Source organism: Bacillus sp. EKM420B (assembly GCF_011065565.1).
Classification (GTDB): domain Bacteria; phylum Bacillota; class Bacilli; order Bacillales; family Bacillaceae; genus Bacillus; species Bacillus velezensis.
The window spans coordinates 301518-324021 of record NZ_JAAMNX010000001.1; the positions used below are offsets into that span (position 1 = coordinate 301518).

The following is a 22504-nucleotide window of genomic DNA, read 5'->3' on the forward strand; positions in this document are numbered from 1 at the left end:
TGTTGATTGATTTCACTCTGAATGTTTCAGCTGTCATTCTCCAATAACGTCGTGAAACGCTGAAACGCCTGAATTCCTTCGGGTGTCATTTTAAAAACGCCTGCATCGGTCAGCGCGCGTAAAAATACATTCGCGGTTTCTTTTTGTAAAACAGCGGCTGCATTTTCCGGTGTCACGTCTTTATCCGCTTTGATGTTTTCAGCCCACGGAAGATGAATGTCTTTGATGTCATGAGGTTCATTCAGTAAATACTTTTTCACTTCTGCCAGCTCATCTTTCAGGCGGGGAGGTAAAACGGCGAGCCCCATCACTTCAATCAGACCGATATTTTCTTTTTTGATGTGATGGACATCCTGATGCGGGTGAAAAATGCCATCCGGATAATCTTCGGAGGTGCGGTTGTTTCTGAGAGCGAGATCGATTTCAAAATCCGTTCCCCTGCGTCTGGCAATCGGGGTGACGGTATTATGGGGTTCATTTGTCTTCGCGATGATGCTGACGGTTTCGTCTGAATATTCCCGCCACTTTTCAAAAACATACGCAGCGGCATCTGTCAGCAAATCCGGATCTTTTGCGCGAAGGCGGATCACTGATACCGGCCACTTTACGGTTTCGGCCTGAACGTCTGGAAAATGACGCAGATGAAAAGGGTAGAGGGAACCCGCTTTTGCCATCGGAAACTCATGGGCGCCGCCTTGATAATGATCGTGAGAAAGAATGGAACCTCCTACGATCGGCAAGTCTGCGTTTGATCCCGCGAAATAATGCGGGAAGATTTCCGTAATGGCCAGAAGCCTTCTGAAGCTGTCGCGGCTGATGTTCATCGGCTTGTGCACGCTTGAAAGAAAGATGGCATGCTCGCTGTAATACGCATAAGGAGAGTATTGAAAACCCCACTGTTCTCCCGCTAAGTCAAGCCTGATGATGCGGTGGTTTGAACGGGCGGGGTGGTGCGGTTTTCCGGCATACCCCTCGTTTTCCATACAGAGCAGGCATTTCGGATACCGGTTTTCCGGACTGTTTTTTACCGCGGCGATGTCTTTAGGGTCTTTTTCCGGTTTTGATAGATTAATGGTGATGTCCAATTCCCCAAAAGGTGTTATTGAGCGGTACACGATATTTTTTCGAATGGCCCGCGTCTTAATATAGTCGTTTTTTTGGCTCAGTCGGTAAAAATAATCTGTTGCTTTTTTCGGGCAATCTGATAACAATTCGCTGAAGGCGGCATTGATCAGAGAAGGGGCCGGTGTGATCACGTCCATGATCCTGCTTCCCAGCATGTCTCTTTCAGCCGGCGTATCGTTTATGATTGACCGTTTTACCGCGTCTTTCACCATTTCGTCCACATAGTGAAGCCTGTTTTGTTTCTTGATATGTTTCGGTTCTGCATAATCCGTCAGTCCGAGCAGATCGAGAAGTCTGTTTCTTGTGTAAATCACATCTGTTTCATTTATGTCGCCTAAGACAGTGCTTTCTTTCAGAAACCCTGCCACTGATTCAAAAACGTCAATGACCGCCGCCTCCATTTCATTTGTCCTTGTATCCGTTAGGATGATGCCGATGCCAATTCCATGCTGACGCAATGATTTCCGATATGTCCGTTTGTTTCGGATTCCAGCCGAGAATGTTCCGCGCTTTATCGCTGGAAGCGATGAGGGCGCTTGGATCACCGGGTCTTCTTGCGGCCGCTCTTACTTTTATGTCTCTTTCGGTCACTTGCCGGACCGCTTCCGCCATTTCTGATACGGAAAACCCGCTGCTTGATCCTAAATTGAAAATGCCGCTGTCTCCGCCGTTTTGCAAATATTCCAGAGCGAGAATATGGGCATCGATTAAATCGGAAACATGAACATAATCGCGAATGCACGTGCCGTCTTTTGTATCATAGTCAGTGCCGAATATCAAAACCTCCTCGCGCTGACCGAGCGCGGTTTGTAAAAGGATAGGGATAAGGTGGGTTTCCGGATGATGATCTTCTCCGATGGAACCGTCCGTTTTCGCGCCGGCAACGTTAAAATACCGAAGCGAGACATATTTTATGCCGCAGGCGGTTTCACACCACTTCAGCATTTTTTCTGCCATGAGTTTTGATTCGCCGTATGCGCTTTCCGGCTTTTCCGGCATGTCTTCTGTGATGGGCGCTTTTTCAGGTTCGCCGTAAACAGCGGCGGATGAAGAAAACACAATGTGTTTCACCCCGAATTCCTGCATGACCTCCAGCGTAATTTGCGTACCGTACACATTATTATTGAAATATGAAAGAGGGTCTTTCATTGATTCGCCGACAAGGGATTGAGCGGCAAAATGAAGAACGCCTGTTACGTTCTCCTTCGCAAACACAGAGCGAAGAAACGGTTTGTCACGGGTATCTCCATGGTAAAAAACGGCTTTTTCATGAACGGCTTTCCGGTGGCCTGTCTGGAGATTATCCACAGCTATCGTTTCAAATCCTTTGTTTACTAATTGATCAACCGCATGAGAACCGATATAGCCGGCTCCGCCGAGAACGAGAATCGCCATGATTTATTTTTCCCTCCATTCAGCCGCGCCATCGCTTATATCCGCGATGTAGAAAGAAGCTTCAAGACCTGTCATGCTGCGGTAGTGAGATGAAACGGCCCGGATAAAGCCGGCAGTTTCTTCACTTTCCACAATGGCTATGGCGCAGCCGCCGAACCCCGCGCCCGTCATCCGCGCTCCGAGTGCTCCTTCTTTCCAGGCTGCTTCAGCGAGTGCGTCTAATTCGTCACCGGTCACTTCATAATCATCGCGTAACGAACGGTGGGACGCATTCATCAGCTCCCCGAACGTTTTCAAATCATTCGATTTGAGAGCTTCCGCGGCTGAGAGGGTCCGCTCGTTTTCATTGACCGCGTGCCGGGCTCTTTTACGCAAAGTTTCACAGGAGAGAAGGGGTTCGAGTTTGTTGAATTCTTCTCCCGTCAATTCCGCAAGTGATGCGATATTTTGATATTGCCGCAGTTCCGTGAGAGCCGCGTCGCATTCGCTGCGGCGTTCATTATACTTTGAAGCCGCCAGCTCCCGGCGCTTGTTCGTATTCATAATGACGATTTTATATCCGTTAAAAGCAGCCGGAATCATTTCGTGCTCAAGCTTATCGCAGTTTAATAGAATGGCCATGTTCTTTTTGCCTTTTTGCACTGCGAATTGATCCATAATCCCTGAATTCACGCCGATAAATTCATTTTCGACTCTTTTTCCGATAAGCGCCAGTTCAGTATCGAAAACATCCAGGCTGAATAACTTTCTTAAAATGGAACCGGTTAACATTTCAATGGAAGCAGAGGAGCTTAAACCGGCTCCGTTTGGAATCGTACCGTGAAAAAGAATATCCATTCCGCTGTCTATTTGGCCGCCGGCTTCAAGAAGATAATGGATCATCCCCTTCGGATAATTGGCCCAGCCGTCTTCTTTTTTGTATGCTGTGGCGGAAAGGTCAAGGCAGACAATGCCGCTGTCAGGAAAGTTTTCTGAGTATAACCGGATCTGGTGATCTTCGCGTTTTGCGCATACGGCATATGTTCCGATCGTAATCGCGCATGGAAGAACGTGGCCGCCTATATAATCCGTATGTTCCCCGATCAGGTTGATCCGGCCGGGTGCGAAAAACAGTTCTCCGTTACTTCTCTTGAAAATGTCTTCGAATCTTGATTTCAAAAGTTTGGTATCCATGATAAACCTCCGATTCTATTTTGAGGTATGCTCCAGTATGAACTGAATGGCTTTTTGTGAATTTCTGGTGAGGCTGATATATTCCGCTCCTTTCGTTGCGATGAGTTTCACATGCAGGCGGTCCGCATCTTCTTTAATGTCATCATAATAAGAGCCGACTTGCGGAGCCAAAATGATCATATCGAAGTCTTTCATGATGTCGTAATGGGATCCGTAGGCGCCTGCTGAGGCGGTGATCGGCACGTTGTATTCTTCGGCTCCTTCTGTCAGTGCGTTCGCAAGCATGGCGCTCGTTCCCGCTCCGGCGCACAGCACTAACACATTGGTGCCGTGTTCCAAGGCGGTTGAGGATTCCTGAAGATTTGTGCTGATGACGGAAGCCGCGTCTTCTGAGGCGCCGGCTATTACGGGCTGTATCTCCCGGGATTTTTGCGGCGCGGTTTCAGGCTCGGTGTGTTGGGCTTCTTCCGCCGCTAATACTTTGTCATAAGCTTTACAGAATGGCAGGTATATCAGGAAATCGACAATGATTAATACAGCCGTCAGAACAAAAGCCGAGAGCCCCATGCCGGTTCCGAGAATCAAGCCGGCGGGCGCCGGGGTGGCCCACGGAAGAACATACATAAAACTGTTCATTCCGATGACATCCACGAAAAATTTAAACAGACAGACATTCACCATCGGCGTTACAACAAACGGAATGAAAAAATAAGGATTTAAAATGATCGGCGCAGCAAAGAGAAGAGGTTCGTTTACTGCGAAAGACACCGGAACTGCGGATGCTTTTCCGACTGCTTTCAATTGCTTGGATTTTGCGAAAAGCAGAAAGATAAACGGAACAACAAGGGTTGCGCCGGTTCCTCCCATTGTGCCGACGAAGTTCCCGAGTCCGACGGTCAGCACGTTGGACGCCTGCTCACCGGCATTATGAAGCTGCAGGTTCGCCTCCACATTTGCGTAAATAATAGCTGCGATGGCCGGCTCCACAATAGATGGTCCGTGAACGCCGACAAACCAGAACAGCGCCATCATTCCCCAAATGACACAAATCCCGAGATAACCGTCTGCGGCGGTAAAAAACGGCGATAAGAGAGAGGAGAGAGCCTCTGCAAAAGATACGTTCAGCGTATTCCTGATCAATAAATCAACGATCACCATGGCCAAAACGGAAAAAGCGAACGGAAAAACATCTTTAAATGTTTGTGAAATGGTACCCGGCACTTCTTTAGGCATTTTAATCGTAATATTTTTCAGCACGCAGAATCTGTAAACGTTCACCGTTATGAAAGCGGATACAAAAGCGGCTAAAAGACCTTTTGTGCCGAGATATTCCGTGGAGAATCCGCCGTCGATTTGAGTGACGCTTAAAATGAGAAACCCGACGACTGAAGCAAGCATCGCTGAAACGGGGTTGATCCCTTTGTTTTTCGGCATTTTTCGGTTCATTGATTCACTCAGGCACTTCGCACTTGTTGCCGCAACGATCAGGCCGAGGGCGCCCATTGAATAGTTATAAACTTTCCAAAGCCATTCAGAAACACTTTTAGGCCAAGTGAAACCCAACACTTCCGGCACAGCGGCGGTGAGGATGAAAATGCTGGCGAATAAAATAACAGGCATGGCAGTTAAGAAGCCGTCGCGGATCGCACCTAAATAAATGTTTCTTGAGATTTTTTCAAAAAACGGTTTTCCCTTTTCGATTTGCTTGATGATACCGTTCATTTTTCCACTCCTTATCGGCGGCTTCGGTAGAGTTCTATAAAATCCTGAATAAGATCACGGAGCAAAAGGGTTGTCATCAAGTGGTCCTGACCGTGAACGAAAATAAACCCTAATTCCATGTCCTTGCCGTCAGCTTCTTCAGCTAACATTTTCGTTTGCGCATTGTGGGCGAGGGTTAAATTTTCATCGGCGCTTTTCAATGCTGCTTCCGTGTTTTCGAAGTTTCCGCCACGGACTTCTTTCAGGACTTTCAATAAAGTGCTTCTGGCGTCGCCGGCATAGGCAACGATTTCAAAACCGAGCATCTGCAATTCTTCCTTTGTCATGAAAAAACCTCCTAAAGATGGCACACATGATGAAAAGATACTCTTTTCACCATGTATGATCGTTAAATGATTGTTTTTGTTTCACTTACAAGTTTGTACCAGTAGGCCGATTCTTTCGGATACCGTTTTTGGGTGTCGAAGTCGACGTAAAAAAGACCGTAACGTTTGTTGTAGCCGTTGGTCCATGAAAATAAATCCATTAAGGACCATAAGAAGTACCCCTTTACATTGACTCCGTCGGTAATCGCTTTACTGACGGCTTCTAAATATACTTTTAAGTAGTCGATCCTTGCCTTATCCATAATGATGCCGTCTTCAAACTCATCTTTATAGCCCATGCCGTTTTCGGTAATGTAAATTTTGTTATATTGCGGATAGTCCCGTTTGATGCGCATCAGCATGTCATACATGCCTTCAGGGTAAATGAGCCAGTCCCAATCGGTCCGCTTCAGGCCTTCTTTGTAAATTCTTTCGCCGATTCCTTTTACTTTATAGACCGAAGTGCCCTTATCGCCCGTTCCGTTATGGTGAATAACGGTTTCTCCGTCGTACGCTTTGACGAAATGGCATTGATAATGATTGATGCCGAGATAATCATTGCGCGTCGAGGCTTTTTTCATCACGTCAAAGTCACTGTCTGAAAACTCGTATGAAGCGCCGTTTGCCTCACAGATTTCATCCAGAGCACGCATGGTTTCCTCAGAATAATAGCCGAGGTAGGTGGCATCGAGGAGGAATCTCACTGATAACGCGTCATCCAGAAAACAGGCGTGGCGGTCTTCTTCTGTGCCGCTGGCGGGATATTTTGTTTCCAATGAGTGGACGACCCCGATTTCACCCGGATAACCGCCGTCTTTAAAAAGATTGACGGTCATCGCATGCGCTACCATCATGTGATGGAGGCATTGAATGACTTTTGTGATATCACTTTTAATAGATGGCGGGAAAACCCCGAGTAAATACTGGTTGGTGGCTGTGGGATAAATTTCGTTAAACGTGCTCCAATATCTGATTTCGCTGAATTCGTTAAAGCAAAACTCCGCATAGCTGACGAACGCTTCTATTGCAGCGCGGTTGAGGAAATCTCCCTGATCAAATAATCCTTTCGGTGTATCGAAATGATGCAGCGTGACAAAAGGGGTGACGTTGCGTTTATGGCACTCTGAGAAAATACGATGATAGTAATCCACACCTTCCTGATTGATTTTGCCCGTGCCGTCAGGAAAAATTCTCGTCCAGGCTATAGAAAGGCGGATGCCGTTTATTCCGAATTTTTCACATAGTTTAATATCTTCCGGAAACTGGCGGTAAAAATCACTTGCCGGATCAGGGCTGAATCTTCCCTGTTTTTCAAGAAATTCATCCCAGGCCACAGGCCCTTTGCCGCCTTCTTTTGTGGCGCCTTCCGCTTGATATGCCGCAGTCGCTCCGCCGAAAATAAAGTCATGAGGTAATTTAAGCATTACTGAATCCTCCTTCGCCAATGTGTGAATTGTAGTTTGTTAATGTTTGTAATTGTTATCTTTTGTTTAATAGTAAACGCATACATTTTTGTTGTCAATAGCTTCATAAAGAAATAACATCTGTGTTTATAGGGGTTATGTAAGTTTGTCGTTGTTTTACATGTTAATTATGTTGTTTGTTAGTGTTTGTTTTTGTTGACCGGATTGCCGCAGTATGTTAGATTGTGTGTAAAGTTGAGGGGATGATTGAACATGTTAAAAAAAGAGCGGCTTTTAAAAATCATCGATATCGTAAACTCGCGGGGGTTTATTACGGTGAGTGATATTATCGATGAACTGGAAGTTTCTGATATGACAGTGAGAAGAGATCTGGACGAGCTGGATAAGGCCGGAAAAATCGTACGTATTCACGGAGGCGCACAGAGCATATCTTATTCCATTGATCACGAATTATCGCATAATGAAAAACTGGGTGTTCAAATGGAGGAGAAGGGGAAGATCGCGGAACTCGCAGCTTCCTATGTAAATGACGGCGATACCGTTTTTTTAGGGCCCGGCACGACGATTGAACTTTTAGCGAAACACCTGCTGCATAAGAGGATCCGGATTATCACAAACAACTATCCCGTATTTGATATTTTAAAGCATGGAGACACTGCGGATACCATCCTGATTGGCGGCGACTTCCGAAAAAATACCGGTGCCTTCGTCGGCCCCATCGTGAACGGCAATCTGCAGAAATTCAATTTTACGAAAGCTTTCATCAGCGCCAACGGCATACATAATGATGAGATTTCTTCTTACAGCATTGAAGAAGGGGAAGCTCACCAAATCGCGCTGAATAATTCGCGGACGAAATTTTTGCTGGCGGATAATAAAAAATTCAACCGGGAAGATTTTTACGTGTTCTATAACTTGCACGATATGGACTATCTGATTACGGATGATAAAGTCATGAAAGATGTTCAAATTCATTACGAGCAATATGTAGATGTCAAAATCGCAAAAAAATAAAAAAGGCGGGCGGTTCGATGAAAGGGGTTATTTTTGATTTCAACGGCACGATGTTTCAAGATTCGCATCTGCACGAAAAAGCATGGTTTTTCATGGTGAAAAAATACGCGCCGAAAACCATTTCTGATGAAGACATTTTCGTTAATATTCACGGGAGAACAAATAGTGAAATCCTGACGTATTTTATTTCCGGCGATTTAACAAATGAAGAAATCAAGAAGCTGTCTTTTGAAAAAGAAGCCTACTACAGAGAATTATGCCTTGAAAACAAAGACGAGTTAAAGCTGACGAAGGGACTGACCGGCGTATTGAACCATCTGAAAAAATCGGAAACGCCGATGACCATCGCCACGGCTACGGTAAAGGAAAATGTCGAGTTTTACTTTGACGTCTTTCATTTGGATCGGTGGTTTGATTTTGACAAAGTCACGTTTGATGACGGGAGCTTCCCCGGAAAACCGGCGCCGGATATTTTTCTCATCGCATCGGAAAAATTAGGCCTCAAACCTGAAGAATGCTTAGTCATTGAAGATGCCTTTTCAGGGCTCACAGCGGCAAAAAAAGCAGGTGCGGGCAAGATTATGGCCATTGACCCGCTCGGAAAAAACCGCGCGCTATTTGAAGAAAAACAGCTGGCGGGTGACGGGATACTGACAGATTTCACCTCGTTTTTTGAGGTGATTGCCGGACATTCTGTTTGAGAGATCAGCCGGTTTTCACACGGGTATGGCTGTACAGGCTGCAGACTCCGTTCGCAACACGGGATGTTTTTGTGTTTGGCGCTTCTCGTGAAGAAAGGAGTTTCGCTTTTTATTCGGAGTCACTTTTAAGACAGGGATATCCCTGTCTTTTTAATTCCTCGTATTTCTTCCAAAGAAGCGCTAAGGTGCCTATTGCTGACTGTTTATATGTTTCACGATAAAATCCTGAGCATACAAGAAAACCAGCCATCCTGTAAGTCCAAGCCCTGATGCGGCAATGAAAGACAGTGAATGGCGAAGGGCGATGCCGATAATGACCAGCATAATGACTGTAGAGGGGATGCCGGAAGCCACGCTGAATGCAAAATGACTTAATGTCTCCTTCGTTTCGCCTTGGATGTACAGCCAAATCATGCTCAGCATACTGACAATTGGTAAAGCCGCTATAATACCTCCATAACTCGGGCTCCTTCTTGATATTTCAGTGATAACCCCAATAATAGCAGCGGAGACAATGATTTTAACGATCGTAAACATCTTCAGCACGCTCCTTCATCAAACTGAATGCTTTTAAGACAAGTGTTCGTTCTTCATTATTCATGTTGTCAAAAAGAAGCTGTTTAAGCTTTTCTTCATCAAGACCGGAATGCCGGTAAAGGACATCCGCCCCCAAACTGGTAAGTTTTAAAATGACTTTCCTCTCATCTTCAACACTTCTGGTTTTATAAACATACTTTTTCTTCAGTAACCGCTTTATATGTTCCGAAGCGGTATTATGCGATACTTGAATCGCTTCGGCAATGTCTTTTATTCCGACTGCCTTCTCTTTTTGAATGACTTGCAGAATCCGTACACCTTGGTGAGTGATTTTTTCATGGTGCTGATAACGGAGCCGATAGTAAATATCTGTCCAGAGGTCATTTAATCGTATTATTTCGTTAGACATCATCATCCACCTCCTATCGTTTATTAAGATTATATCTTATATTACGATATATTTTCGCGGATTGAAAGCAATTTTTGAGCTGAGGGAGCGGCATTCGTTCTGTTTTTAGAAGATTAGAAGAGACAAGCGGCCGCAGCTTCAACGAATAAACTTATTTAATATACTCTCAATAAGTCATTTTCCTTATTTTAAGAAACGGCAGCTTAATACCTTCCGCATATAAATAAGAGCACTGACAATATGATAAAGAACCAAAGTATATATTCAAATGCAGTTTTTTTCAGCAGGCAGTCCTGTGCTGATTGAAAAAGATACGGGGGGTAAAAAGCGGGTAAGAAGATAAGGAAAGGAGAGAGACGGATGGAACTTGATTTTGTGATTCGTCTGGCGGTTGCGGGTCTGCTTGGGGCTCTTATTGGATTGGAGAGAGAATTCAGGGCGAAGGAAGCCGGTTTGAGGACGCATTTTTTAGTGGCCGTCGGCAGCGCCTTGATGATGATCGTTTCCAAATACGGCTTTTTTGATTTGTTATCCAACAGCCATACGTCCTTTGATCCGAGCCGGGTGGCGGCGCAGGTCGTCAGCGGCGTCGGATTTTTAGGAGCCGGCACGATTATTTTGCAGCGGCATGTCGTGCGGGGGCTTACGACGGCAGCGGGGATTTGGGCTACGTCGGGGATCGGGCTGACGATCGGGGCAGGTATGTATGTCATCGGTATCAGCGGCACAATTTTGGCGTTAATCGGGCTTGAACTTTTAAATTTTCTGTTTAAACCGGCGGCGCATTCTTTGTCTGTCAGTTTCAGGATTGAAGAGAAAGCCGTCATGCATGATATTTTAACTTCTCTTGAGGAAAAAGGAATTCTGATTACGTCCTATGAATTGAATAAGGCGGTGCTTGAAGTGAAGGGAAGGGTGAAAAGCAAAAGCGGGAAAGCAGCGGTAATGGAGAAAGTTCAAGCCCTCCCGTATATCCTGTCGGTCAAAGTTGAATAGCAGACAGGGGAAGTCTCCTGTCTGCAGTCATTTCTTTTCAAACATTAATACCAAGGATAGAATGGGATATACGGCCGCGGATAGTATGGATATGGTCTGGGGTAATAATAAGGCGGCCGCGGGTAGTATGGATATGGTCTGGGGTAATAATAAGGCGGCCGCGGATAATGATATGGCACCCGTTCGTGGCTCTCGGCTGTGTATTCATGATCGAAAGGATCGTACAAGAGGAAAACCTCCTTTTCAAATGTTGGTTCCGTTTACCTTATTCCTGTATGCCCGGTATGGTGTATGTACAATGGGCAAAAAAAAGACGCCGGTTATCATCCGGCATCTTTTTTTACACTTTCACATCAATTGAATGGCCGGCAGTCGGGTGCTGGGACGGCAGCATTTTCACTGTTTCTTCCGCCGCAGCCTGTGCATGCTGCATGACCGTTTTTGTTAAAGCGATATTTACATTCTGCGCCAGAGATGCCTGATGCATTGCGATTGATAACGCAGGGATATCCATAGCTTCCACCTCCTTATCCCTTCATATCGGCGGCGTGCTCCGATTATGAAGAGGGCTGGCGGTTTCTTTCTACGGCCCATTCTAAAAGTGCGGCAGCACAAACCCCGAGGGTATAGGCGAAAATGTCACTCCAGACAAATTGCCAGCCGAGGATCAGCCCGCCGAGCGTGCTGCTTCTGATCGCGTCAATCCACGGCGCGTGATACAGCTGGCTGCATTCAATCAGAAAGCAAAACGAGAGGCTCAAAATTACGGCTGTTTCCGTCCGGATGTGCCGAAACAAAAGCCCGAATCCTGTAAAAATCATGGCCGCCCACAGGGCATCTCCTAAATAAGCGTTTATGATGCCGGGCAATAGGGCGGTGATGTATGCGGTTCTGGACAGCAAACCGAGGGCGATGATAAAAACGGTACATATTCCGTATGTCAATGGATGTCTATTCACTTCACACTGTTCCCCTTTTTTTGTACTCCCATGTATTGTAAGGAACGACGGAGAAGCTGTCTATGAAAAAAACGGCCCGGAAGTCCGCTTTTTTTTGCGTTATCTGGCTTTTAGATTGACATGATCTGCTTTTTGATCACTGCCGATGACGAAGCGGAGCTCATACTGCCCCGTATGGTAGACGTAATCTGTTTCGCCCGTTTTTGGCACTGTCAGGATTTTGTCAGCGCTGCCGATTTGTTTGCTTAAGACGTCAGGCGTGACGCTGCCGAGGTTTAAGCGCCGCTCGACCCCCGTTCCGAAATAGCGTATTTCCGAGATTTTTCCGTTTTTATGATAGGAAAATCCGTAGCCGGGGTTTCCCATGTTCCAGCTGTATAAATCAAATGGATTGCGGCTGTCTGCTTTTTGTTCCGGCTCGCCGATTTTATCGTAAACGTCCTGTCTTGTGCTTTGGTTGATTTTCAGGCCTTTCACATTTTGCGGCATTTCCCCTTTAAATGCCGATTGGTAAAGGCTGTTCACCAGTTCTTGTGCACGCTGGTTTTCCGTTTTTGAAGCGGCTGCGGCATGGACGGGCTGTGTATCCGAAAATGCTTCTGCTCCGAAAGCGCATCCCGTGAGCATCACTGCCGATAATCCCGTGACGAGTGTTTTTTTCTTCAACATGTGAACGCCTCCTTTTTACCGCTCATACCCGTATGTTTCCTGAGATAAACGAGATGTTTTAGTGAAAGGCCGGTTGGGAATCATAGAGGATGTATAGAGGGGTACAGAAAGGGGAAAAGAAAATGGCTGATACAAAGAAAGTTACAATCAATGGGGTTGAAATGGAAGCGCCGGACGGCCAAACCGTTTTGCAGCTTTTGAACAATAGTTCAATTGACGTGCCGCACGTGTGTTATCACCCGAGTCTCGGGCCGATTGAAACGTGCGATACCTGTATCGTCAATGTTAACGGGGAACTGGTGCGTTCGTGTTCCGCGCAAATAAAGGACGGAGATGTCATCGATACGCTTTCGTCCGATGTAAAAAAAGCGCAGATTATCGGCATGGACAACATTTTGCACAACCATGAATTGTACTGTACGGTCTGTGATTACAACAATGGGAGCTGCGAAGTACATAATACCGTAAAGGAAATGAAAATCAATCATCAAAGCATTCCGTTCGATCAAAAACCGTATCCTAAAGATGAATCAAATCCGTTTTACCGATATGATCCCGATCAGTGCATTTTGTGCGGACGGTGTGTCGAAGCCTGTCAGGACGTACAGGTAACCGAAACGTTAAGCATTGATTGGGAGCGGAAACGCCCGCGGGTCATTTGGGATCAGGATGTGCCGATCAATGAATCATCATGTGTTTCCTGCGGACATTGTTCGACGGTATGTCCGTGCAACGCCATGATGGAAAAAGGCATGGAAGGCGAAGCGGGCTATTTAACAGGTATCAGCCAAGAGACGCTTCGGCCGATGATTGACATCACAAAAGGCGTCGAAACCGGATACGGATCAATTTTAGCCATATCGGATATGGAATCGGCCATGCGGGATGAAAGAATCAAAAAAACGAAAACCGTATGCACATACTGCGGTGTCGGCTGCAGTTTTGATATATGGACGAAAGGAAGAGACATTTTAAAGGTCGAGCCTCAGGCTGAGGCGCCCGCAAATGGAATTTCGACGTGTGTGAAAGGGAAATTCGGCTGGGATTTCGTCAATAGTGAAAAGCGCCTTACCAAACCGCTTATCCGGGAAGGAGACTCGTTTCGGGAGGCGGAATGGGATGAAGCGCTGCAGCTGATCGCTGATAAATTTACCGATATAAAAGAACATTTCGGCCCGGACGCGCTTGCTTTTATCACATCTTCCAAATGCACGAATGAAGAATCATACGTGATGCAGAAGCTTGCAAGAGCCGTTATCGGAACAAATAATGTTGACAACTGCTCACGCTACTGCCAGTCTCCCGCCACGGCCGGATTGTTCAGAACGGTCGGATACGGCGGTGATTCAGGGTCGATTACAGATATAGAAAAAGCTGAGCTCGTGCTGATTATCGGTTCAAATACATCTGAGTCTCACCCCGTCTTGTCCACACGCATTAAACGTTCTCATAAGCTGCACGGACAGAAGCTCGTCGTCGCTGACTTGCGAAAACATGAAATGGCCGAGCGCTCCGACGTGTTTTTCCAGCCGCGTGCCGGATCAGATATTGTCTGGCTGAATGCCGTATCGAAATATCTGCTTGATCACGATTTGGCGGATACTGCATTTCTGAAGGAGAAAGTGAACGGATTAGATGAATTCGTGAAAAGCCTTGAACCTTATACGATGGAATATGCGGAAAAACATACCGGTGTGGACAAGGATACCTTAATTAAAGTGGCCCGGATGATTCATGAAGCCGGCAGCGTGTGCGCACTGTGGGCGATGGGGGTCACCCAGCATATCGGAGGAAGTGATACGAGCACGGCCATTTCCAACATGCTTCTTGTGACCGGAAATTACGGGAAGCCCGGCGCAGGCTCATATCCGCTTCGGGGCCATAATAACGTGCAGGGAGCCAGTGATTTCGGCAGTATGCCTGACAGCTTCCCCGGCTATGAAAAAGTAACGGATGAAAAAGCCCGCAAAAAGTATGAACAGGGCTGGGGAACAGACCTGCCGAAAGAAATCGGAATGACAAATCATGAAATGATCGAGGGCATCCACTCGGGAAAACTGAAGTGTATGTATGTAAAAGGGGAAGAAATGGGGCTTGTCGACTCCAATATCAACCATGTTCATGCCGCCTTTGAAAAGCTTGATTTCTTCGTTGTGCAGGATATTTTTCTCTCGCGGACGGCCGAGTTCGCCGATGTGGTGCTCCCGGCAAGCCCGAGCCTTGAAAAAGAAGGAACGTTTACGAATACGGAACGGAGGGTGCAGCGCCTTTACGAAGTGTTTGAACCGCTGGGCGATTCAAAGCCTGATTGGCAGATCATTACGGACATCGCCAACCGGCTGGGCGCTGATTGGCGCTATGAACATCCGGCAGACATTATGGAAGAAGCGGCAATGCTTTCGCCGCTCTACGCAGGCGTCACTTACGAACGTCTCGAAGGCTATAATTCACTGCAATGGCCGGTTGCAGCGGACGGAACCGATTCACCGCTTTTATTTACGGACAAGTTCCCGTTTTCAGACGGCAAAGCGATTCTATATCCCGTTCAGTGGACCGAGCCGAAAGAATTTGGTGAAGAATATGATATCCATGTGAATAACGGGCGGCTGCTCGAGCATTTTCACGAAGGGAATCTGACTTACCGATCAAAAGGAATATCCGAAAAAACACCGAGTGTGTTCCTTGAGGTCTCTCCCGAACTCGCCGAAGAAAGAGGGCTGGAAGACGGAACGCTTGTCCGTCTGACATCACCGTACGGAAATGTGAAAGTCAAATGCGTCATCACAGACAGGGTAAAAGGCAAACAAGTCTATCTCCCGATGAACGATTCAAAAGACGCCGCCATTAACCTTTTGACAAGCAGCTATGCGGATAAGGATACGGATACACCGGCTTATAAAGAAACATCAGCGAAGATGGAGATTTTGAAAAAAGAAGGCGTTAATCCGCTTCCGAAAATCAATTTCCGTTACGGAAACCCGCAGCCGCAGATCGGTGTCCGGGTTGATCGGAAATGGGCGCGTCAAGATTATGTATTTCCGGGAGACGCCGTAAAAAGGGGGAAACAGCAAAATGGCTAAAGCAATCAGCGGCATCCGAAAACAGACCGTCACAGAAGAAGACAAACGAAAAAAGGACTTAGAAGAGATCGAGACGGCTCTTTTACGAAATAAAGACGCGATTTTGGAATCTCTGCACATTCTTCAGCACATGAACGAGCGCGGCGTTTTGGCGCTTCTGCGCGGGCTCTTCGGCCAAGGAGACAAAGTGATGGATATCCTGGTGAAGAGGGCGAATACGCCGGAAACGGCCAATATGCTGAAAAATCTCCTGCTGTTAAGCGGCGTCCTCGGTATGCTCGATGTAAAACAGCTTGAGCCGTTTATCGTTAAAATCAATGCGGGCGTCACAAAGGCCGTCGAAGAAAAAGACAGCGGCAGGAAGACGGGGTATTTTGATATCGTCCGCGCTTTAAAAGACCCGGAAATCAATAAGGCCGTCACTCTGCTGTTTTCTTTCCTGAAAGGCATGGGCGCTGATACGGACGATATGGAAAGAAATACGCAGCCTCCTGAAGACCAAAAGCAACACCAGAAACCGCAGACGAATGAGTGAACATTTCTCCCGAGCCTGGCCGAAGGCTCGGGTTTTTTGTGCGCTTCTGCTGTTTTCTTGGGAGAAATTTCACCTCCGGATTCATGACTTTTGTTGTGTTATGTTAATAGTTAAGGTTATGAATAGAAAAAAATTGAAAATATGTGCTAGGATAAAATTCAAGGTGCGTCAACTATTCAAATATGAAACAATCAGGAGTGATGTAACATGAGTAAGCTGAGGAGCACGAGACAAGCCATCCAAAGAACCCTGATGAAAGGAAAAAACGGCCTGGACGTATACAACCCTTTTCCTTGGTATGAAAAAATGAGACGGGAAAGCCCTATATACTTTGATGAAGAAACGAAGGTTTGGAGTGTGTTTTTATACGATGATGTCAAAAAAGTCATCAGTGATAAAGAGACGTTCTCAAGCCGCATGACTGATGTGAAAAGCTCGATTGCAAAGTCCATGCTGAATATGGACCCGCCGAAACATACCCAAATCAGATCTGCCGTCAATCGCGCTTTCACTCCCCGCGTCTTGAAGGAATGGGAGCCGAGAATTAAAGACATTACCGATCATCTCCTGAAACAGGCAAAGAACAAAGGGCGGATTGATATCGTTAAAGATCTCTCTTACCCTTTGCCGGTCATGGTGATTTCAGAATTATTAGGCGTTCCGTCCGAACGTATGGATCAGTTTAAAAAATGGTCGGATATTCTCGTCAGCATGCCGAAAGATGCGAGTCCTGAAGCGGCGGAGAAAAATCAGCAGGAACGTGACCAATGTGAGGCGGAGCTGGCGGCGTTTTTTGCGGGAATAATAGAAAGCAAACGAAAACAGCCCGGCCAAGACATTATTTCTATTTTGATAAAAGAGGAAGAAGAGGGGGAGAAGCTCACGGCAGAAGATCTGATCCCGTTTTGCAACCTGCTTTTAGTGGCGGGAAATGAAACAACGACTAATCTCATTTCAAATGCGGTTTACAGCATATTAGAGACGCCCGGCCTTTATGAAGAGCTGAGACAGGACCCTTCCCTCATCGCGCAAACGGTGGAAGAAACGCTGCGTTTTCGCGCTCCCGCTCCGTTTGTCAGAAGGACGGTCCGGCACGACACTGAACTGCGCGGACGCCGCTTGAAAAGCGGGGAGATCGTTCTCTGCTACGTTGCATCTGCCAACCGTGATGAAAACAAATTTGAGAAGGCGGGCGTATTTGATATTCATCGCCAATCGAATCCGCACCTTTCCTTCGGATTCGGCGTACACTTCTGCTTAGGCGCTCCGCTTGCCAGACTTGAAGCGGAAGCCGCACTGAAAGGAATTGTAAAAACCTTTTCACACCTTGAGCCCGTCCGGATTGAGCCGATCCGAAACAGTGTCATGTACGGGCTGGAGTCTTTAGAAGCGGAGATAAACGAAAATGAGGGAGAGGAAAAAAGATGAGAAAAACACACATCGCCATTATTAATGTGGCCGCTCACGGTCATGTCAATCCCACGCTGCCTGTAGCCGAGGAACTTGTCAATCGCGGGTATAAAGTGACATTCGCTACGACTGAGGAATTTGAAGCTTCCGTTGCCAAAACGGGTGCCATTCCCGTTTTATACCGCACAAGCATAAAGGCGGACCCGAAGACGATAAAAGAACGGGTAAACAAAAGTGACGCGTTTGTGATGTTTCTGGAAGAAGCGGTTGAAGTGCTTCCGCAGCTGGAAGAGCTGTACAAAGACGACCTTCCTGACATCGTCCTGTTTGATTTTTTAGCGCTTGCCGGAAAATTGTTTGCGGATAATGGCGGCATCCCGGCCGTAAAGTTCTGCCCGAGCTATGCAATGAATGAGTATTTTCAATTAGGAAGAGACGAAGAAACGATGGAAGCGGCCAAACAGGCGATAGAAGAATATCAGGAGAAAATTGAAAATGAACAAGTGAAACGGATGACAATGGAAGAATTTTTCATGCCTGAAAAATTGAATATCGTCTTTATGCCAAGGGCCTTTCAGCCGAAACAGGAAACCTTTGATGAACGATTCTGTTTTGCGGGTCCGTCTCTTGGAGAACGCACAAATACGGGAAGTCTGGAAATTGATGCAGCCGATGACCGTCCGCTTATGCTCATCTCACTGGGAACGGCGTTTAACGCCTGGCCTGAATTTTACCGGATGTGTATTGACGCGTTTCGGGACTCGGACTGGCGGGTTATTATGTCAGTCGGCACAACAATTGATCCGGAAAGTTTTTCGGATGTGCCCGATCACTTTATCATCCGCCAGCACGTTCCGCAGCTTGATGTGCTGGAGAAAGCAAAGCTGTTCGTATCTCACGGCGGGATGAACAGTACAATGGAGGCGATGAATGCGGGTGTTCCGCTCGTTGTCGTTCCGCAAATGCACGAACAAGAGGTCACCGCAAAGCGTGTGGATGAATTGGGGCTTGGCGTGCATCTGCCGCCGAAAGAAGTCACTGTGGCCCGTCTGCAAAAAGACGTTCAGAACGTATACAGCGATAAAAACATCCTCAGCCGCGTGAAAAGCATGCAGCAGAAAATAAAAGAAACCGGCGGCCCTAAACAGGCTGTTTGCGCCATTGAAGAATTTTTGAAAAAGGCGGCCGTCGAAAATTGATGGAGAAACAGGCAGCGCACCGGAAGACCGCTGCCTGTTTTGTTATATATTTTTCTTCATGCCGCATCTCCGGCATTCCCTCAAAAATTTTCCGCCCTTCACTGAACTTTTAAACAGCGTGTAATCGCAATTGTCACATCGGCCGCTGTGAACATCAGGATATTCATTGAACTCATAAATGACCGAAGTATCGTATCCTTTTGTCTCGAACTCTTTTTTTGTTTCCATGATTGAAAGTCCCTCCGCGAATCAAATCGTTCTGCCCGGTTAATGATACAGCAACTGCACGGGGGATTCAACGGGAGCATAGCTTGATTTTCCCGGCTGATTGCGTAACAATAATAGAAATAAATGACGGCCTGCCATAGGGCGCCCGGCATCTGAAGGGAAGAAGAAAACAGCGATGGGAAAAGGATTGAACGGGAAACGGATTGCCATCGGCGGTTCGCGGAAAACAGAAGAGATCACAAAATTAATAGAAAAGCAGGGCGGAACGGCGGTCATCCGTTCCCTCCAAGGAACCGTATACCTGGCGGAGGATCAAATGGAACCCGACGTAAGAACATTTGCCGAGCAAAAAGCCGACTGGGTGATATTCACCACAGGCATCGGTACGGAAACGTTATTGTCGATATCGGAAAAAATCGGTCTGAAAGAAGAATTTTTAGCGGCCGTTCATGAAGCGAAAATCGGCTGCAGAGGCTATAAAACATATGCGGCCTTAAAAAAGCTCGGCATCACGCCGCATGCCTCAGATGAAGACGGTACAACAAGAGGGCTGATCCGCTCCTTGGAACGATTTGACTTTAAAGATAAAAAAGTCATGATACAGCTTCATGGCGAGAAAGCGCCGGTTTTAACGGAGTTCCTTGAGAAAAACGGAGCGGAGGTATTCCCTGTTCTGCCGTATCAGCATATTCCGCCTGAAAGAGAGACGGTCGATAAACTGCTGGGAGAGCTGTTAAACGGAGAGGTCGATGCCGTATGTTTTACGACAGCCATTCAAGTGCGCTCTCTCTTTGATTATGCAAAAGAAAAAGGATCCGCAAAAGAATTGCAGCAGGCATTCGAAAAACACGTGCTTGCCGCCGCAGTCGGCAAAGTGACGGCTGAAGCGATCCGGGATGAAGGGGTAAAGAGGGTCCTTGCTCCGGACATTGAGCGGATGGGAGCGATGATTATTGAATTATCCCGTTACTATGAATCTCTGACCTTGTCATAAACCATCATTCAGCAGGGAAAAAAGCTTACGCTTCCCTGCTGAATTTTTTTAATTGCCGGTGTTCCGTGAAAAGGGAAGGATATGTCAAGGCGCTGAGTATGATACATGTAAGAAGAGCGGAGGCCATCGTTGTAAAAACGATCAGCAGCTGAAAGCGCACCGCCTGTATCGGATCAGCCCCCGCTAAAATCTGCCCCGTCATCATGCCGGGAAGCTGAACGAGACCCAATGTTTTCTGGCTTTCAAGCGTCGGGATCATACTGAGCTTCATACTGGACGTCAATATCTGCCGGACGGCCTGCTTAGGCGTTCCTCCGAGAGAGAGAATCAGCTGGATTTCTTCTTTCCGCAGGTCTGCTTCCGAACTGAGCCGGCTTAAAAACAGACTTGAGAGCACCATGGAGTTTCCGATGACCATGCCGCTTATCGGAATGACATATCTTGAAGTGAACGGAATGATGTGAAGGGTCAGTAAAAGTCCCTGCGTCACGGTTTCCGCGATTGCCAGTGTCAGAAAAACGCGCCAAAATGAGCCGATCCGCATTTTTTTCCGTTTGGCGACATTGTGCGAAGCGGCCGTGAGCATGAGAAGCACCATTAATATGATAAATATCGGGTGATCACCGCGAAAAATCAGCGACAGCACATAGCCGATGATGAGAAGCTGAATGACGGCCCTGACGGTTGCGACGATCATATCCTTTTCGACGCCGGCTTTAAAAGATTTAGACAGGAATAAAGCGATAATGACAAATATACTTGTTAGTAACAGTGAAAGATCATTCATATCAGCACCCGCTCCCTTGTAAAAGCGCCCGGGCTTTTTCGTGTTTCGGTTCCTTAAAGAACGTTTTCGTTTCCGCGGTCTCTAAAAGCCGTCCCTCAGCCATAAACCATACCGTATCGGATAATCGTTCCGCTTGTTCAAGGTTATGGGTGATCCACAGGATTGTCAGCTGTTTTTGCCGATGGAGTTTCGTAATCAGTTTCTCAATGGTGAGAACGGATGAGGGGTCGAGCGCCGAGGTGATTTCATCCAGCAGCAGGATGGACGGCAGTCCGGCGAGAGTTCGCGCTAATGAGAGTTTCTGCCGCTGACCTCCGGATAATTCTTTCGCATTCCGATCCAGAAGCCCGCGCGGAAGGTCTGTAAAATCTGCGAGCTCTTCAGGGGTATAGTGCTGCGCCCCGTGGAGTTTTTCTGCGAGCAGAAGGTTGTCCCGCACCGTGCCCTCCGTGACGGGAGCTGATTGAAATGCAAGGCCCGCGGTTTTTCTGAGCTCCCTGATATCCCAGCGCCTTATTTCTTTTCCGAATACAAGCACTTCCCCTTCATCAGGTGTATTCATCAGATTGCAAAGTGACAGCAATGTGCTTTTTCCCGCGCCGGAAGGCCCTATCAACGCCGTGATAGAACCTTTTTGAATATGTCCGGTTACACGGCTCAGGACATCAAAGGACGTATTGTTTTGTTCAAAGCGTTTGCCGGCTGACAGAAAAGATATTGCCGGAATTTCTTCTTTCATATAGGATGACACCTTTCGTAAAAAATCAGGAACCGGTGAGATTGGCTGACGTTTGCTCCGCCGTTTTCTGGTCTGTCTGCCGGGAAGCGAATGTATGCATGACCATTCCCGCAATAATAATGAACAGTCCGGCAAATGAAAGAAGTGACGGAAACGCTGCGGATAAAAAGACGATTTCGCCGATCAGTGCAAAAAGAACCTCTCCGGACTGCGTCGCTTCAACAGCAGCGAGCTTCTGCGGCTCATTCCTCACCATATCGGTGGCGCGGAAAAATAATACTGTTGCGATAACGCCCGAGCTGAGTGCGACGATAAAGGATTGGAATGTCTGTCCCATTGAGGGAAGCCCGTCTCTATGCCAGCCGAAAGCGGCGATCAAAAGCCAAAACGGAAGGCTTGCGAGCGTCATGCCGAGCACCCGCTGAAACGTATCGAGTTTTCCGCCGTATTGTTCCAGCATTTTGCGGTTGCCGAGCGGATAGGCAAACGCCGCGATGACGACCGGCGCCACGCTGAATAGTATCGTGCGGCCGGACAGAGAACCCGCATGCTGAAGCTGAATCAGCCCGGCTCCGATCAGGATGATGACGGAAGTAACCAGCGAAATCAGCGGGATCTTTTGTCTGACGGAAACCGGGCCCGCCGGTGAATTTTTTGTTTCATAGAAAAACGGCGACAGAAGCACACCCGCGACAATTGTAATCTGCCACGTGCCGGCGATCAGCCAGCCAGGCCCATATGCCGCCGCAAACGTAATCGGGGCATAAAAAAGCACGAACCCGGTAAAGCTCCACTTCAGCCAAAAAAAAGGTTTTTTCCGGATTTCATGCCAGAGCGGCGCCCATTTTCCTTTCGCATAAACGATCAAAAATAAAAACGGAATCATAAAAAGAAAACGCAGGGAAGAGCTCCACATCCAGCTTCCGCCGGAAAGCTCCATCGCCCTGTTTAAAATAAATGTGACTGCAAAAAACAGAGATGCCAATATTCCGATCACGATGGCTTTCATTAAATCCCTCATTTTGACACATATTTTTTTATAC

The 22504-nt window shown here is 47.1% G+C and carries 23 protein-coding genes and 1 pseudogene; 8 read left to right on the forward strand and 16 right to left on the reverse strand.

Features of this window, described 5'->3' with window-relative positions:
- Window positions 1-26 precede the first annotated feature (26 nt).
- The 6 genes from galT to lacG form a co-directional block, all read right to left on the reverse strand.
- A complete protein-coding gene (gene galT, locus G9F48_RS01670) occupies window positions 27-1526 on the reverse strand; it encodes a UDP-glucose--hexose-1-phosphate uridylyltransferase (protein ID WP_165408923.1) in 1500 nt (499 codons plus the stop codon).
- Window position 1527: 1 nt separating this feature from the next.
- On the reverse strand, window positions 1528-2520 hold the full coding sequence (galE, locus tag G9F48_RS01675) for a UDP-glucose 4-epimerase GalE (protein ID WP_165408924.1): 993 nt from the start codon (window positions 2518-2520) through the stop codon (window positions 1528-1530).
- A gap of 3 nt (window positions 2521-2523) precedes the next feature.
- Window positions 2524-3693, reverse strand: coding sequence for a galactokinase (locus tag G9F48_RS01680; protein WP_165408925.1), 1170 nt, complete (start codon window positions 3691-3693; stop codon window positions 2524-2526).
- Window positions 3694-3708: 15 nt separating this feature from the next.
- On the reverse strand, window positions 3709-5415 hold the full coding sequence (locus G9F48_RS01685) for a PTS lactose transporter subunit IIBC (RefSeq protein ID WP_165408926.1): 1707 nt from the start codon (window positions 5413-5415) through the stop codon (window positions 3709-3711).
- An 11-nt stretch (window positions 5416-5426) separates the two neighbouring features.
- On the reverse strand, window positions 5427-5741 hold the full coding sequence (locus tag G9F48_RS01690; protein ID WP_063636834.1) for a PTS lactose/cellobiose transporter subunit IIA: 315 nt from the start codon (window positions 5739-5741) through the stop codon (window positions 5427-5429).
- 62 nt (window positions 5742-5803) lie between these two features.
- Entirely contained in the window at window positions 5804-7204 is a 1401-nt protein-coding gene (gene lacG, locus G9F48_RS01695; RefSeq protein ID WP_165408927.1) for a 6-phospho-beta-galactosidase, read from the reverse strand.
- Window positions 7205-7456: 252 nt separating this feature from the next.
- Here lacG and G9F48_RS01700 point away from each other — a divergent pair, with 252 nt between their 5' ends.
- Window positions 7457-8218 (forward strand): DeoR/GlpR family DNA-binding transcription regulator, encoded by a 762-nt coding sequence (locus G9F48_RS01700; protein ID WP_003154937.1) that lies wholly within the window; start codon window positions 7457-7459, stop codon window positions 8216-8218.
- Window positions 8219-8235: 17 nt separating this feature from the next.
- Window positions 8236-8919, forward strand: a complete 684-nt coding sequence (locus G9F48_RS01705; RefSeq protein WP_156735175.1) for an HAD family hydrolase — start codon at window positions 8236-8238, stop codon at window positions 8917-8919.
- 189 nt (window positions 8920-9108) lie between these two features.
- Here G9F48_RS01705 and G9F48_RS01710 read toward each other — a convergent pair whose 3' ends face one another.
- Both G9F48_RS01710 and G9F48_RS01715 read right to left on the reverse strand, forming a co-directional pair.
- Window positions 9109-9456: a DUF3147 family protein gene (locus G9F48_RS01710; protein ID WP_015388376.1), complete on the reverse strand. Its 348-nt coding sequence runs from the start codon at window positions 9454-9456 to the stop codon at window positions 9109-9111.
- Window positions 9440-9865 (reverse strand): MarR family winged helix-turn-helix transcriptional regulator, encoded by a 426-nt coding sequence (locus tag G9F48_RS01715; RefSeq protein ID WP_060386880.1) that lies wholly within the window; start codon window positions 9863-9865, stop codon window positions 9440-9442. The genes G9F48_RS01710 and G9F48_RS01715 overlap by 17 nt, the downstream gene beginning before the upstream one ends.
- Window positions 9866-10225: 360 nt before the next feature.
- On the opposite strand from G9F48_RS01715, the pseudogene G9F48_RS20020 reads away from it, so the two are divergent.
- Window positions 10226-10622, forward strand: a pseudogene (locus G9F48_RS20020) (MgtC/SapB family protein); the annotation flags it as partial.
- Window positions 10623-10905: 283 nt separating this feature from the next.
- Here G9F48_RS20020 and G9F48_RS20025 read toward each other — a convergent pair.
- From G9F48_RS20025 to G9F48_RS01740, 4 genes are all read right to left on the reverse strand, one after another.
- The gene (locus G9F48_RS20025; RefSeq protein ID WP_071543315.1) at window positions 10906-11088 is read right to left on the reverse strand and encodes a hypothetical protein; all 183 of its coding nucleotides are present in this window, start codon (window positions 11086-11088) and stop codon (window positions 10906-10908) included.
- Window positions 11089-11201: 113 nt separating this feature from the next.
- Window positions 11202-11375 (reverse strand): YjfB family protein, encoded by a 174-nt coding sequence (locus G9F48_RS01730; protein ID WP_012117340.1) that lies wholly within the window; start codon window positions 11373-11375, stop codon window positions 11202-11204.
- Between the two features lie 43 nt (window positions 11376-11418).
- A complete protein-coding gene (locus tag G9F48_RS01735) occupies window positions 11419-11820 on the reverse strand; it encodes a ribosomal maturation YjgA family protein (RefSeq protein WP_165408928.1) in 402 nt (133 codons plus the stop codon).
- A gap of 99 nt (window positions 11821-11919) precedes the next feature.
- Window positions 11920-12489 carry a YjgB family protein gene (locus tag G9F48_RS01740; protein WP_071391972.1) on the reverse strand — a complete coding sequence of 190 codons (570 nt, stop codon included), beginning with the start codon at window positions 12487-12489 and terminating at the stop codon, window positions 11920-11922.
- Between the two features lie 122 nt (window positions 12490-12611).
- Here G9F48_RS01740 and fdhF point away from each other — a divergent pair, with 122 nt between their 5' ends.
- The 4 genes from fdhF to G9F48_RS01760 all read left to right on the forward strand — a co-directional run bounded on the left by fdhF (window position 12612) and on the right by G9F48_RS01760 (window position 18713).
- Complete coding sequence (gene fdhF / locus G9F48_RS01745) at window positions 12612-15569, forward strand: formate dehydrogenase subunit alpha (protein ID WP_165408929.1); 2958 nt, start codon at window positions 12612-12614, stop codon at window positions 15567-15569.
- Window positions 15562-16104 (forward strand): DUF1641 domain-containing protein, encoded by a 543-nt coding sequence (locus tag G9F48_RS01750; RefSeq protein WP_165408930.1) that lies wholly within the window; start codon window positions 15562-15564, stop codon window positions 16102-16104. Before fdhF ends, G9F48_RS01750 begins: the two co-directional genes overlap by 8 nt.
- A 207-nt stretch (window positions 16105-16311) precedes the next feature.
- Window positions 16312-17532 (forward strand): cytochrome P450, encoded by a 1221-nt coding sequence (locus G9F48_RS01755; RefSeq protein ID WP_165408931.1) that lies wholly within the window; start codon window positions 16312-16314, stop codon window positions 17530-17532.
- Window positions 17529-18713 carry a macrolide family glycosyltransferase gene (locus tag G9F48_RS01760; protein WP_165408932.1) on the forward strand — a complete coding sequence of 395 codons (1185 nt, stop codon included), beginning with the start codon at window positions 17529-17531 and terminating at the stop codon, window positions 18711-18713. The genes G9F48_RS01755 and G9F48_RS01760 overlap by 4 nt, the downstream gene beginning before the upstream one ends.
- Before the next feature lie 42 nt (window positions 18714-18755).
- Here the strand turns inward: G9F48_RS01760 and G9F48_RS01765 are convergent, their stop codons facing one another.
- Window positions 18756-18941, reverse strand: a complete 186-nt coding sequence (locus G9F48_RS01765) for a hypothetical protein (RefSeq protein WP_003154919.1) — start codon at window positions 18939-18941, stop codon at window positions 18756-18758.
- Window positions 18942-19116: 175 nt separating this feature from the next.
- On the opposite strand from G9F48_RS01765, the gene G9F48_RS01770 reads away from it, so the two are divergent.
- On the forward strand, window positions 19117-19935 hold the full coding sequence (locus G9F48_RS01770; RefSeq protein ID WP_094247034.1) for a uroporphyrinogen-III synthase: 819 nt from the start codon (window positions 19117-19119) through the stop codon (window positions 19933-19935).
- Between the two features lie 25 nt (window positions 19936-19960).
- Here the strand turns inward: G9F48_RS01770 and G9F48_RS01775 are convergent, their stop codons facing one another.
- The 3 genes from G9F48_RS01775 to G9F48_RS01785 are packed head-to-tail and all read right to left on the reverse strand — an operon-like array spanning window position 19961 to window position 22470.
- Window positions 19961-20722, reverse strand: a complete 762-nt coding sequence (locus tag G9F48_RS01775) for an ABC transporter permease (RefSeq protein WP_094247033.1) — start codon at window positions 20720-20722, stop codon at window positions 19961-19963.
- 1 nt (window position 20723) lies between these two features.
- Window positions 20724-21461: an ABC transporter ATP-binding protein gene (locus G9F48_RS01780; protein WP_003154913.1), complete on the reverse strand. Its 738-nt coding sequence runs from the start codon at window positions 21459-21461 to the stop codon at window positions 20724-20726.
- Between the two features lie 25 nt (window positions 21462-21486).
- A complete protein-coding gene (locus G9F48_RS01785; RefSeq protein WP_165408933.1) occupies window positions 21487-22470 on the reverse strand; it encodes a DMT family transporter in 984 nt (327 codons plus the stop codon).
- Window positions 22471-22504: the final 34 nt, after the last annotated feature.

Coding starts and splice junctions, on each gene's coding strand:
- galT (WP_165408923.1), bottom strand. CDS start 1,526: ATGGAGGCGGCGGTCATTGACGTTTTTGAATCAGTGGCAGGGTTTCTG.
- galE (WP_165408924.1), bottom strand. CDS start 2,520: ATGGCGATTCTCGTTCTCGGCGGAGCCGGCTATATCGGTTCTCATGCG.
- G9F48_RS01680 (WP_165408925.1), bottom strand. CDS start 3,693: ATGGATACCAAACTTTTGAAATCAAGATTCGAAGACATTTTCAAGAGA.
- G9F48_RS01685 (WP_165408926.1), bottom strand. CDS start 5,415: ATGAACGGTATCATCAAGCAAATCGAAAAGGGAAAACCGTTTTTTGAA.
- G9F48_RS01690 (WP_063636834.1), bottom strand. CDS start 5,741: ATGACAAAGGAAGAATTGCAGATGCTCGGTTTTGAAATCGTTGCCTAT.
- lacG (WP_165408927.1), bottom strand. CDS start 7,204: ATGCTTAAATTACCTCATGACTTTATTTTCGGCGGAGCGACTGCGGCA.
- G9F48_RS01700 (WP_003154937.1), top strand. CDS start 7,457: ATGTTAAAAAAAGAGCGGCTTTTAAAAATCATCGATATCGTAAACTCG.
- G9F48_RS01705 (WP_156735175.1), top strand. CDS start 8,236: ATGAAAGGGGTTATTTTTGATTTCAACGGCACGATGTTTCAAGATTCG.
- G9F48_RS01710 (WP_015388376.1), bottom strand. CDS start 9,456: ATGTTTACGATCGTTAAAATCATTGTCTCCGCTGCTATTATTGGGGTT.
- G9F48_RS01715 (WP_060386880.1), bottom strand. CDS start 9,865: ATGTCTAACGAAATAATACGATTAAATGACCTCTGGACAGATATTTAC.
- G9F48_RS01730 (WP_012117340.1), bottom strand. CDS start 11,375: ATGGATATCCCTGCGTTATCAATCGCAATGCATCAGGCATCTCTGGCG.
- G9F48_RS01740 (WP_071391972.1), bottom strand. CDS start 12,489: ATGTTGAAGAAAAAAACACTCGTCACGGGATTATCGGCAGTGATGCTC.
- fdhF (WP_165408929.1), top strand. CDS start 12,612: ATGGCTGATACAAAGAAAGTTACAATCAATGGGGTTGAAATGGAAGCG.
- G9F48_RS01750 (WP_165408930.1), top strand. CDS start 15,562: ATGGCTAAAGCAATCAGCGGCATCCGAAAACAGACCGTCACAGAAGAA.
- G9F48_RS01755 (WP_165408931.1), top strand. CDS start 16,312: ATGAGTAAGCTGAGGAGCACGAGACAAGCCATCCAAAGAACCCTGATG.
- G9F48_RS01760 (WP_165408932.1), top strand. CDS start 17,529: ATGAGAAAAACACACATCGCCATTATTAATGTGGCCGCTCACGGTCAT.
- G9F48_RS01765 (WP_003154919.1), bottom strand. CDS start 18,941: ATGGAAACAAAAAAAGAGTTCGAGACAAAAGGATACGATACTTCGGTC.
- G9F48_RS01770 (WP_094247034.1), top strand. CDS start 19,117: ATGGGAAAAGGATTGAACGGGAAACGGATTGCCATCGGCGGTTCGCGG.
- G9F48_RS01775 (WP_094247033.1), bottom strand. CDS start 20,722: ATGAATGATCTTTCACTGTTACTAACAAGTATATTTGTCATTATCGCT.
- G9F48_RS01780 (WP_003154913.1), bottom strand. CDS start 21,461: ATGAAAGAAGAAATTCCGGCAATATCTTTTCTGTCAGCCGGCAAACGC.
- G9F48_RS01785 (WP_165408933.1), bottom strand. CDS start 22,470: ATGAAAGCCATCGTGATCGGAATATTGGCATCTCTGTTTTTTGCAGTC.